Source organism: Pantoea sp. BJ2, assembly GCF_040255075.1.
GTDB lineage: Bacteria > Pseudomonadota > Gammaproteobacteria > Enterobacterales > Enterobacteriaceae > Pantoea > Pantoea leporis.
Window position 1 is genome coordinate 1,121,258 of the sequence record NZ_CP158292.1, and the last position, 11,937, is coordinate 1,133,194.

General features: G+C 57.4%; 9 protein-coding genes. 4 read left to right on the forward strand and 5 right to left on the reverse strand.

The features are described 5' to 3' along the window. The first annotated feature begins 109 nt into the window (after positions 1-109). Both hemH and AAF463_RS05040 read left to right on the forward strand, forming a co-directional pair. Positions 110-1,069, forward strand: coding sequence for a ferrochelatase (gene hemH / locus AAF463_RS05035; RefSeq protein ID WP_101762393.1), 960 nt, complete (start codon positions 110-112; stop codon positions 1,067-1,069). A 58-nt stretch (positions 1,070-1,127) separates the two neighbouring features. Beyond that, positions 1,128-2,429: an inosine/guanosine kinase gene (locus tag AAF463_RS05040; RefSeq protein ID WP_110867727.1), complete on the forward strand. Its 1,302-nt coding sequence runs from the start codon at positions 1,128-1,130 to the stop codon at positions 2,427-2,429. Between the two features lie 47 nt (positions 2,430-2,476). Here the strand turns inward: AAF463_RS05040 and ybaL are convergent, their stop codons facing one another. Next, positions 2,477-4,165, reverse strand: a complete 1,689-nt coding sequence (gene ybaL, locus AAF463_RS05045) for a YbaL family putative K(+) efflux transporter (RefSeq protein WP_101762391.1) — start codon at positions 4,163-4,165, stop codon at positions 2,477-2,479. Positions 4,166-4,624: 459 nt separating this feature from the next. Here ybaL and ushA point away from each other — a divergent pair, with 459 nt between their 5' ends. Further along, positions 4,625-6,376, forward strand: a complete 1,752-nt coding sequence (gene ushA, locus AAF463_RS05050) for a bifunctional UDP-sugar hydrolase/5'-nucleotidase UshA (protein ID WP_350261621.1) — start codon at positions 4,625-4,627, stop codon at positions 6,374-6,376. A 50-nt stretch (positions 6,377-6,426) separates the two neighbouring features. Here the strand turns inward: ushA and AAF463_RS05055 are convergent, their stop codons facing one another. After that, entirely contained in the window at positions 6,427-6,858 is a 432-nt protein-coding gene (locus AAF463_RS05055) for a multidrug/biocide efflux PACE transporter (RefSeq protein ID WP_192236693.1), read from the reverse strand. Between the two features lie 90 nt (positions 6,859-6,948). Between AAF463_RS05055 and AAF463_RS05060 the strand changes: the two genes are divergently transcribed. Continuing rightward, a complete protein-coding gene (locus tag AAF463_RS05060) occupies positions 6,949-7,818 on the forward strand; it encodes a LysR family transcriptional regulator (RefSeq protein ID WP_101762388.1) in 870 nt (289 codons plus the stop codon). Here AAF463_RS05060 and ybaK read toward each other — a convergent pair. The 3 genes from ybaK to copA form a co-directional block, all read right to left on the reverse strand. Further along, the gene (gene ybaK, locus AAF463_RS05065; RefSeq protein WP_137385298.1) at positions 7,815-8,294 is read right to left on the reverse strand and encodes a Cys-tRNA(Pro)/Cys-tRNA(Cys) deacylase YbaK; all 480 of its coding nucleotides are present in this window, start codon (positions 8,292-8,294) and stop codon (positions 7,815-7,817) included. The two genes, AAF463_RS05060 and ybaK, sit on opposite strands and share 4 nt — an antisense overlap. A gap of 222 nt (positions 8,295-8,516) precedes the next feature. After that, complete coding sequence (locus AAF463_RS05070) at positions 8,517-9,317, reverse strand: TraB/GumN family protein (RefSeq protein WP_350261622.1); 801 nt, start codon at positions 9,315-9,317, stop codon at positions 8,517-8,519. Positions 9,318-9,385: 68 nt separating this feature from the next. Beyond that, positions 9,386-11,905 (reverse strand): copper-exporting P-type ATPase CopA, encoded by a 2,520-nt coding sequence (gene copA, locus AAF463_RS05075; RefSeq protein ID WP_350261623.1) that lies wholly within the window; start codon positions 11,903-11,905, stop codon positions 9,386-9,388. Positions 11,906-11,937 lie beyond the last annotated feature (32 nt).

Genomic DNA, 11,937 nt, shown 5'->3' on the forward strand with positions numbered 1-11,937 from the left:
CCGGTTGTCCGGCCCTTTTGCAGCAATTGCTTTCCCCTCCTTTAATTTCCGCTACAATTTCCCCCTGATTTTGCATTCGACCCATTCGTTTCGACATCAAGGAAATACCATGAGGCAAGAAAAGCCCGGGGTTTTGCTGGTTAACTTAGGCACACCAGACGCACCCACAACACCTGCGGTTAAACGCTATCTGAAACAATTCCTCGGCGATCCACGAGTGGTTGATACACCGCGCTTACTGTGGTGGCCGATTCTCAATTTCATCATCGTGCCTTTCCGTTCGCCACGCGTATCGAAACTGTATGCTTCCGTATGGATGGATGAAGGATCACCGCTGATGGTGTTCAGCAAGCGTCAGCGTGAAGCATTGGCGCAGCGCCTTGATATGCCGGTTGAACTCGGTATGAGCTACGGCCAGCCAAGCCTCGACAGCGCGCTGAAACGCTTGCTGGATCAGGGCGTGACCAAACTCATCGTGCTGCCGCTCTATCCGCAGTTCTCCTGCTCGACGGTTGCCGCGGTTTGGGATGGCTTAGCCACCAGCTTTAAACCACTGCGCTCGCTGCCGGAAGTGGCGTTTATCCGCGATTACGCGGAGCATCCGGCTTACATCGCCGCGCTGAAAGCCTCGGTTGAGCGCTCGTTTGCGCTGCATGGCGAACCGGATCTGCTGGTGCTGTCCTATCACGGCATTCCGCAGCGTTTCGCCAATGAAGGCGATGATTATCCGCTGCGTTGCAAAGACACCACCGATGCGCTGGCCGCGGCGTTGGGCATTGCGCCACACAAAATCATGATGACCTTCCAGTCGCGCTTTGGTCGCGAGCCGTGGCTGACGCCGTACACCGATGAAACCATGAAAAGTTTGCCGGCCAAAGGCATCAAGCATGTGCAGGTGATGAGTCCGGGCTTTGCGGCGGATTGCCTTGAAACGCTGGAGGAGATCAGCGGTGAGAACTGCGAGATCTTCCTGCATGCCGGCGGCGAAAAGTTCGAGTACATTCCTGCGCTCAACGCCGATGCGGAGCACATTGAAATGATGGTGCAACTGGTCAACGCGCGCCGTTAAGGGTGTGGCAGAGAGTGTGATATCATTCTCTGCCTGATTTTCCCTGACGGCACTCTCGATGAAATTTCCCGGCAAACGCAAATCCAAACACTATTTCCCCGTCAACGCGCGCGATCCGCTGCTGCAAGCCACGCAGCAAGAGCAGGAAGAGGGCAGTTGGGTGGTGGGTATCGACCAGACGCTGGTGGATATTGAAGCCAAAGTCGACGACGACTTTCTGCAGCGTTACGGTTTAAGCGCCGGTCACTCGCTGGTGATCGACGATGCTACCGCCGAGGCGCTCTACAACGAACTGATGCGCGAAGCGCTCATCAGCCATCAATTTGCCGGTGGCACCATCGGAAATACCCTGCATAACTATTCGGTGCTGGCAGATGACCGCTCGGTGCTGCTCGGTGTGATGTGCAATAACATCCAGATCGGCGGCTACGCCTATCGCTACCTGTGCAACACCTCCAGCCGCATGGATCTTAACTTCCTGCAGGGCGTCGATGGCGCGATTGGCCGCTGCTTTACGCTGATTGGCGAGCAGGGTGAGCGTACCTTTGCCATCAGTCCCGGCTTGATGAACCAGCTGCAGGCCAACAGCATTCCGGAAGAGGTTATTGCGGGCGCGTCGGCGCTGGTGCTGACTTCCTATCTGGTGCGCTGCCAGCCGGGCGAACCGATGCCGGAAGCCACCTTGCGCGCCATCGAATTCGCCAAAAAGCACAATGTGCCGGTGGTATTGACGCTCGGCACCAAATACGTGATTCAGGATAACCCGCAGTTCTGGCGTGATTTCCTGCGCGATCACGTCTCGATTGTGGCGATGAACGAAGAAGAAGCCTTTGCCTTGACCGGCGAACAGGATCCGCTGCTGGCGTCGAATATGGCGCTGGATTGGGTGGATTTGGTGCTGTGCACCGCCGGGCCAACCGGTTTGTACATGGCCGGTTTCACTGAAGAAGAGTACAAGCGCAAAACCAACCATCCGCTGCTGCCGGGCGCGCTGGCTGAGTTCAACCAATATGAATTTAGCCGCGCGATGCGCCACAAGGATTGCGATCAGCCGCTGCGCATCTTCTCGCATATCGCGCCATATATGGGCGGCCCAGAGAAGATCATGAACACCAACGGCGCAGGCGATGGTGCGCTGGCGGCGCTGCTGCATGACATCACCGCTAACAACTTCCACCGCCAAAAAGTGCCGAACTCCAGCAAACACGGCCGCGCCTACCTGACCTATTCGTCGCTGGCACAGGTGTGTAAATACGCGAACCGGGTAAGTTATCAGGTACTGAACCAGCATTCACCGCGCCTGACGCGCGGCCTGCCGGAGCGGGAAGACAGTTTAGAAGAGTCATATTGGGACAGATAAAACGCAAGGTCGCCGTTCATGGCGACCTTGCCAAAGACCACACTCACTTAAATCGGGCACTCACGTACAATCGGGTTCTGCGCAATCTCTTCTTCCAGCACATGCAGCATGCTGTTGGCGATCTCACGCTCGCCCATCACCACGCGATTCGCGCCGCGCTCCATTATGTAGGTCACTTCATCGTCATAATGCGCACGGGCAATTATCTCAATGTCCGGACGCTTTTCGCGCGCTGCCGTCACGACTTCACCGGCTTCGTAGCCATTCGGAATGGTCAGCAGCAGCCAGCGGGCACAGTCGAGGCGCGCCAGTTCCATGGTATCCACGCGTGCCGCATTGCCCAGCACCGCTTTGATCCCTTGCTCGCGCAGCGCTTCAACGCGCGGACGGGAGTTCTCCACCACCACCAGCGGCACATCCGCTTCCATCAGCTTTTGCCCCAGCAGGCTGCCGACGCGGCCATAACCTACTAAAACTGCGTGATTGCAGATATCCACCGGAATCTGCTTCTCTTCTTCGATCGCTTCTTCCAGCGTCTGTTCTTCGATGGTCTCGGTTTTGTCGAGGTAGCGTTCCAGCACGCTAAACAGAATCGGGTTAAGCATGATGGAGAGAATCGCCGCCGCCAGCACCAGATTGCGGCCTTCCTCGCTCAGCATGCCGAGCGAGATGCCGAGGCCGGCGAGAATAAAGGCGAATTCACCAATCTGCGCCAGGCTCACCGAAATGGTCATCGCGGTGCGACGTGAATGACCCAGCAGCGTTACCAGCAGCCAGGCGGCAATGGATTTGCCCAGCACGATAATCGCCAGCGCGCCAAGCACCGCCAGCGGCTGCTCAATCAGGATCATCGGGTCAAACAGCATGCCGACGGACACAAAGAACAGGACGGCGAACGCATCACGCAGCGGCAAGGTATCGTGCGCCGCGCGGTGGCTAAGTTCAGATTCGTTCAGCACCATGCCGGCAAAGAAGGCGCCGAGGGCGAAGGAGACATCAAAGAATTCGACGGCGCCAAAGGCGATACCGAGCGCCAGCGCTAACACCGCAAGGGTAAACAGCTCACGCGAACCGGTCGCGGCACTTTTTGCCAGAATCCACGGCACCACGCGACGGCCTACCACCATCATCAGCACCATAAAGGCGACGACTTTACCGATGGTTAGCAGCAGATCCCACAACAGCAGCGTTGGGCTGGCGTTGCCCTGTTCCAGCATGCCGGCGATGGCTGGCAGCAGCACCAGCGTCAGCACCATCACCAAATCTTCCACGATCAACCAGCCAATGGCGATTTGCCCGCGCTGGCTATCAATCAGCTGACGCTCTTCCAGCGCGCGCAGTAGCACCACGGTGCTGGCGGTGGAAAGACACAACCCAAATACCAAACCGGTCATCCACGACCAGCCCATTGTCCATGAAAGTCCCATTCCCAGCAGCGTCGCCACGGCGATTTGCGCGATGGCGCCAGGAATGGCGATGGACTTTACCGACATCAAATCCTTCAGCGAGAAGTGCAAACCGACGCCGAACATCAGCAGAATAACGCCGAGTTCAGCCAGTTCAGGGGCAAGGTTGGTATCCGCGACAAAGCCTGGCGTGAAAGGGCCGGCCAGGACGCCAGCCAGAAGATAACCGACTAACGGTGAGATGCGCAGGCGGTTTGCCAGCATACCAAGGAGAAATGCGAGGACCAGTCCCCCGACAATGGTAGTGATCAACGGTGTGGTGTGATGCATGCCTGTCTCCTTGTGTGCAAATGTATCCGCTTGTAACAACCTAGTGTAATGCACAATCCCTTACCGCGTTTAAACATTTGAGCGGTTAAAGCCCACTAAATTGAAAAAATGAGACTAAAACGCAGCTGAAGCTCCATTTTCGTCAGTTATCTCACTCTATCGGCTGGAAATACGCAGAATGAAGGGTGGCGCGGAAAAAATAGTTGCAGGGGGAAATTGGCTTCGCAGCAGGGGTTGTTAGGGTTAAAGCGGTCCTAAGTCGATAAAGTCACCGCCAGGTGTAGAATTGGGTTGTCAGTCCCAGCGAGAAGCGAATTTAAAAATGCTGGTCGTCACGCTGTGCCATGATGCAATGCGTGTTTCATCTTGAGTTAGCCAGCCATCTGTGCGACACAGAAGGGCGATAACGCACATTAAGTCCACCGCTAAGTGGAAAAACGCAGAATAAGGAGATCGACTTTGTTTTTATCACCGCGAAAAGGGCGCTGGCTGGCGCTGACAGTGTTACTGCTGCCGATGCTGGCGCAGGCGTGGCAAACGGATCGCAGTTATCGTTTCAGCATTCTGCACACCAACGATCATCACGGTCGTTACTGGCCGAACGCACAGGGCGAATATGGCCTTGCGGCACAGAAAACGTTGATGGATCAACAGCGCTACGATGTGCAGGCCAAAGGTGGCGGCGCGCTGATCCTGTCGGCGGGCGATGTGAACACCGGCGTGCCAGAGTCAGACATGCTGGATGCTGAACCCGACATTCGCGGCATGAACCTGGTGGGCTATGACGCCATGGCGTTGGGCAACCACGAATTCGACAAACCGCTGAGCGTGCTACAACAGCAGCAGAAGTGGGCCAAATTTCCGTTCCTTTCGGCCAACATCTATCAAAAAGGCACCGACACGCGCTTATTTAAGCCGTGGGCAACCTTTAACCGCATGGGGCTGAAGATTGCGGTGATCGGCCTGACCACCACCGACACGCTGCGCATCGCCAATCCGGAAAACATTGCGACGATTGATATTCGCGATCCGGTGAGAGAGACCGAAAAAGCGGTGGCGGAACTACGCGCCAGCGAAAAGCCTGATGTCATCATCGCGCTGACACACATGGGCCACTACGACGACGGTCAGCACGGCAGCAATGCGCCGGGCGACGTGGAGCTGGCGCGCAGCCTGCCGGCGGGCACCATCAACGTGATCATTGGCGGCCATTCGCAGGATGCGGTGTGCATGGAGAAAGAGAACGTCAGCGTAAAAGATTATCAGCCAGGCCAGCCCTGCCAGCCGGATCGGCAAAACGGCGTGTGGATCATGCAGGCAAAAGAGTGGGGCAAATTTGTTGGGCGTGGCGACTTCACCTTCCGCAATGGCGAGCTGACGCTGGAGAATTACCAGCTGATCCCGGTCAACCTCAAGCACAAGGTAAAAAATCTTGATGGCAGCGAATCCTGGCTTACCTGGCAGGAAGAGATCCCGAAAAATAGCGCGATGATGAAGCTGTTAACGCCGTATCAACTGCGTGCTGGCAAGAAACTGGATGTCAAAGTCGGCAGCAGCGACGGCGTGTTTGTCGGTGAGCGCGACAAGGTACGCTTTGAGCAGACCAATCTTGGGCAGCTAATTTTGCGCGCCCAAATGGCGGCGACCAAAGCGGACTTTGCGGTGATGAGCGGCGGTGGCATTCGCACTTCGCTGGCGCCAGGCAATCTCAGCTGGCGCGATTTGTTGCAGGTGCAGCCGTTTGGCAATCAGGTGGTGTCGGTGACGCTGAAGGGTAATGAAGTGATGAATTATCTGGCGACGGTTGCCAATATTAAAGTGGACTCCGGCGGCTTCGCGCAGTTCAGCAACATCAGCCTGGTGGCTGATGGTAAAGGCGTCAGCGACGTGAAGATTAATGGCGAACCGCTGCAAAAGGATAAAACCTACCGCATGGCGACTAACAGCTTTAACGCCAGCGGCGGCGATGGTTATCCGAACATTGAAACCCATGCTGGCTTCAGCAACAGCGGGCAGCGCGATGCGGATGTGCTGCGTGATTATGTCAGCCAGCATTCACCGCTGAAGGTAGCGGATTATCAACCTGGCGGGATTGTGCATCTGACGGCAGCACAAATTGAAGAGCGCAACAAAGCGCTGGAGAAGCAACGCAAACCAAGCTACCCGCAAATGATTCTGGCGTGGATCTGGCCGCGCGCTGCACAACATTGAACTCTGCGCTCGTAGGTCGCCATTTATGGCGACCACTTTTTATACGCACATCAGGCCCGACAGGATTTCTGCGTCACCCAACGGTGGCGCAACTTATCCCACATCCAGTTGTAAACCATGGTATAGGGCAGGAAGAACAGGAAGAACGCCACTTCTAGCACAAAGGCTTCCAGCAGCGAAATATTCAGCATCCAGGCGGCAATCGGCAAGCCAATCAGGATAAAACCGCCTTCAAAGCCCAGCGCATGCATGGCGCGTAAACCGAATCCGCGTTTCACCTGCGGCGGCCAGATGCGGTCAAAGCCGGTGTTATAGATCATGTTCCACAGCATGGCGACGGTTGACAGCATAATCGCCAGCGCGCCCATCTGAAACAGCGGTTTCTCCATGATCCAGGCAGCCAGCGGCGCAACAGTGATAAGTGCTAACCCTTCAAAGCCTGCGGCATGACAAAAACGTTCTTTCAGCGAACGGGTACGCATATAAACCTCCTTATTGGTGATAACCCCTATTTTCGCACTGGGTGATGCTAAGATAAAATGATCACCTATCGATAAAAGCGATGGTTCAACATGAAATATTCCCCGGAATCCCTTGAGGCATTTGTGCAAACCGTGGCCAGCGGATCCTTTTCGGCGGCGGCGCGCGCGTTGTCTAAAAGCCAGTCCACCATCAGTAACGCGATCGCTAATCTGGAAGACGATTTGGGTTTCACGCTGTTTGATCGCAGCGGACGTAACCCGGTATTGACCGAGCATGGCCAGCGCGCGTTTGCGCAGGTGCAGCAGATTCTGGCCGCCAGCCAGCGGCTGGATGAGCTGGCAGTGCGCTTATCGCAGGGCGTAGAACCGCGCCTTAGCCTGGCGATCTCCGATTTTTGGCAAGCGGATCACCATGAAAATCTGCTTAACCGGTTTGAGGTGCGTTATCCAGATATCGATTTTGAATGCATGATCGCCGAGGATGCTGATGCATTAGATTTGATACAAGCCGGGCGCGTGCACCTTGGCGTGGTGCGGGCGCAGCCACAATTGCCGCCGGATTTGGCGGTGGCACGCTTGCAAGTGGGGGCGCAGATGGCGATCTACCTTCATCAGGATCATGCGCTGTCGCAGGCTCAGCAGGTGAGTGAAGGGCAGTTAGGTGAGTTGCGGCATCTGCGGCTCAATACCTGGGTACAAAATCGCGATCCCTTGCCCGCCGGACGCGTGTGGTCGGCGCCATCTTATTTATTGCTGTTAGAGATGGCAGAGCAGGGTTTTGGCTGGAGTATATTACCGCGCTGGCTGGTGGAGCAGTTTGGTCATCAGGTGTTGAAGGAGTTGCCGGTGCCGGGCTGGCCGCAGCATATCGCGGTTGATGTGGTGTGGTCGCGGCGTAATCCGCCGGGACCGGCCGGACGCTGGATGATCGATCAACTCTGCGCCCAGCAGCCCGACTAATCGCGCCGTGCGACGTCGGCCAGCGGCGCATCCAGCAGGCGAGACAAATCTTGCGCGGCCAGCTCGATATCCAGCCCGCGTTTGCCGCCGGAGATAAAGATGGTGGCAAACTCCGCTGCCTGCCGATCGATCACCGTTGGCAGACGTTTTTTCTGTCCCAGCGGGCTAATGCCGCCTACCAGATAACCGGTCACGCGCTGTGCCAGCTGCGGATCGGCCATATCCGCTTTCTTGGCGCCCAGCGCTTTGGCGACCTTTTTTAGATCCAATTGGGTTGAGACCGGCGTCACCGCAACCGCCAGCGCTTTAGCATCGCCGTTGAGCGATACCAGCAAGGTTTTGAACACCTGGCGCGCATCCAGATTAAGCTTACGCACCGCTTCGTCGCCAAAATTGGTTTCGTGGCTATCGTGGTCGTAGGGATGCAGGGTAAAGGTGACTTTTTGTTTTTCCAGAAGTTTTACCGCGGGCGTCATGATCGGTCCTTGTTAGGAAAATTCTTATTTCAGTTTTGATGGAAAAACAGTGGCGAAATTCTGAACTTTGCGCGAGAATTGGCCCGCGCCAGCAAGAGATTGTTGGTGATAACCAAAATCATAAACAAATTCCTCTTTGACGGGCCAATAGTATTATTGGCCTTCTTTTTTTGTGTTTTGTGTATGTCTGGAATGTAGGTCGCCATGAATGGCGACCCGACTTTACCCTTTCAGCAGTCCCGGCAAATTATCATCGCCATACAAATGCAGCGCGCCCACCGCCACCACATAACGCCCTTTCGGTAACGCCAGCAGCAGCTCGCGCCAGTGCTGGTTGCGGTTGCGCATCAGCGTGTCATTCAGCTCGCTGCTAAAGGTGGTCGGCAACGCCACCGGTTGCTGGGTGGGCGGCGCATCCAGCCACCAACTGATCATGGTTTGCAGCAGGCGCGCGTTGGTGTGCCAGTGTTCCAGCGTATCCAGCAACAGCGGCAAACCATCCTGCGGCAGCGATTTCAGCAGGGCGATCTGCGTTTCCGGACCTTCCAGCTCGATAATGCGTTTGTTGGCCGCTTTGGCCGCCTGCAACAGCTGATAATCGATACCAAACTGCGGACGCAATCCCAGCCGCTGCGCCTGTTGCGCCTGCAACATCAGCGCGATCTGCCAGAACGGCAGCGTATCGAACAGGCTCAGTGACAGCGAAAGCTCCTCGCACAAGGCCTGCAAGCGCTGCAGCACGTCGTCGTCGAGTCGCATTGCCAGCGGCGGATGTTCATCATCATTGCTGAACGGCGATTCGCCTTGAGTGATATCGGCTTCGACAATCAGCGCGTCGGCTTTATGCAGCTGGCGCAATAGCCCGGCAGGCAGCGGCTGCATATCGCGCGTGCCCATGTGAATGCTGCCCGCCAAATGCAAACGACGATCGCCCAGCTGAATATCCATGGCCGGCCAGCTGTAACTGGCCGGAAAAAGGGTCGCGATCCGTTGTTGGATGCTGTGCCACAGACCGTGTCTCATTCCCTGTCCTTTTTAAGGCAAAAAACCATGCTAGCGATTTCATCTCATGAAAAACAGGGCTGGAATGGCTATTGCCGTTGCGCGGGCTTGAAGCGCAACAAACGGTTAGCGTTGCTCACCACGGTAATGGATGACAGCGCCATCGCCGCGCCCGCGACAATCGGGCTCAGCAGCATGCCAGTAAACGGATAGAGCACGCCGGCCGCAATGGGAATCCCGAGGCTGTTGTAGATAAAGGCGCCCAACAGATTTTGCCGCATATTGCGCAGCGTAGCGCTGGAGATCGACAGCGCATCGGCGACGCAGTGCAGATCGTTGCGCATCAGCGTCATGGCGGCGGTTTCTACCGCCACATCGCTGCCGCCGCCCATTGCAATGCCGACATCCGCCTGCGCCAGCGCGGGCGCATCATTAATGCCGTCGCCGACCATCACCACTTTGCGGCCTTGCTGCTGTAACTGAGTAATCGCCTGCGCTTTGCCATCCGGCAACACGCCGGCAATCACTTCATCAATACCCGCTTCGGCGGCAATGGCCTGCGCGGTTTTCTGGTGATCGCCGGTCAGCATAATCAGGCGATAACCTTGCTGATGCAGACACTGCAGCGCCGCTTTACTCTCGGGACGCAAGCTGTCACGCAGCGCGATCAATCCCAGCAGCTGCTGATTGTCGGCCAGCAGCACCGGCGTTGCGCCTTGTGCGGCGAAGCGCGCGATATCGTCCTGCGCGGCGCGGTAATCAACCTGCTGCTCATCCAGCAGCGCCTGATTCCCCAGCAGCAGCGTTCTGTCGGCAACTGTAGCGCTGATGCCTTTGCCGCGTATTGTACGAAATTGCTTAACCGCTTCGTTACTCACCGCAGGCGCAGCCTCAAGAATCGCTTTGGCGAGCGGATGGCTGGAGCCTTGCTCCATCTGCGCCGCCGCGCTGAGCACCTGCTCGCGATTCCACTCGCCATACAGCACCACATCGCTGACCTGCGGCGTGCCGCGCGTCAGGGTGCCGGTTTTATCAAATACAATGGTATCGACTTCGCTGGCTCGCTGCAGCGCATCGGCGTCACGTACCAGCACGCCCAGCTCTGCGGCACGCCCGACGCCCGCAATCACTGACATCGGCGTGGCTAAACCCAAAGCGCAAGGGCAGGCGATGATCAGCACCGTGGTGACAATCACCAGCGTGTAAGCCAGTTGCGGCTGCGGACCCGCCAGATACCAAATAACCCCGCTCAGCAGCGCAATCGCCACCACCACCGGCACAAATACGGCGGAGATGCGATCCGCCAGTCGGCCAATATCCGGTTTGCTGCTTTGCGCCTGGCGCACCAGATTGATAATGCGCGCCAACGTGGTGTGGCTGCCGATGGCGCGCGCCACAAAGTGCAGCGTGCCGTCTTGTACCAGCGTACCGGCAAAGATTTTATCTCCCGACTGTTTGGCCTGCGGCACTGCTTCACCGGTCAGCATCGCTTCATCCAGCCAGGCTTCACCGCTGGCGACGTCACCGTCCACCGGCACGCGATCGCCGGTGACCAGCTTCAGCGTCATGCCGGACTTAACCTCGCTGAGCGGCAGCAGCGTTTCACCCTGATCGCTGATGACCCGCGCTTGCGCCGGGGTTAAATCCAGTAATCGTTCCAGCGCCTGCGAGGCGCGCTGGCGTGCGCGCTGCTCCAGCGCGTGGCCGAGATTGATCAGGCCAACGATCATCACGCTGGCTTCAAAATAGAGATGACGCGCCTGATGCGGGAAGAATTCGGGCCAAAGGGCGACGCTCATCGAATAGAGCCACGCCGCGCCGGTTCCCAGCGCCACCAGCGTGTCCATGGTGGCTGTGCCGTGACGCAAACTGCGCCACGCGCTGCGATAGAAGTGGCCGCCGGCCATCACCATCACCAGCAAGGTAATCACGCCGAGCGTGCGCCACAGCGTTTGGTTATCTGCGCTCAGCATCATGTTGTCGCCGAGCATGCCCCAAATCATCATCGGCACGCCGAGCAGCAACGCCAGCGCCGATTGCCAGCTAAAACGGCGCATAGCGTGCTGCGCGCTAACCTGCTGGCGTTCGCGGCGGGTTTGTTCATCCTCGATCACTTCGGCGGAATACCCAGCCTGATCGACCGCGCTCACCAGCGCTTCGGCGCTTGCATCACCCATGATCAGCGCGCTGCGCTCACCGAGATTGACGCGTGCCTGGCTGACGCCCGGCACTTTTTGCAGCGCCTGTTCCACGCGGCTTACGCAGCTGGCGCAGCTCATGCCGCCAATCAGTAAATGATGCACAGCAAGCTCAGCTTCAGTGGATTGTGCCGGTTGCGACTCCGTTGTCAGCGCCTCCGGCGGCGGCTCTGTAGCTGTCAACGGATCAGGCTTTGGGCTGGCTGCGTCGTCTTTCAGCACCGCGTGATAACCGGCTTGTTCAACCGTAGCGATCAGATCGCTGGCGCTCGCCGCACCGGTCACGCGCGCTTCTTGCTGCGTGACGTCCGCCTGTTCAACATCGCTGCGCTGCTCCAGCGCTTCTTTGACGCGTTTTACACAGTGGCCACAGGACAAGCCGTCCAGCGCCAGCAGTTGGGTATGTGACATGGTGTACTCCTCAGGCTAATGATTTTGACTGC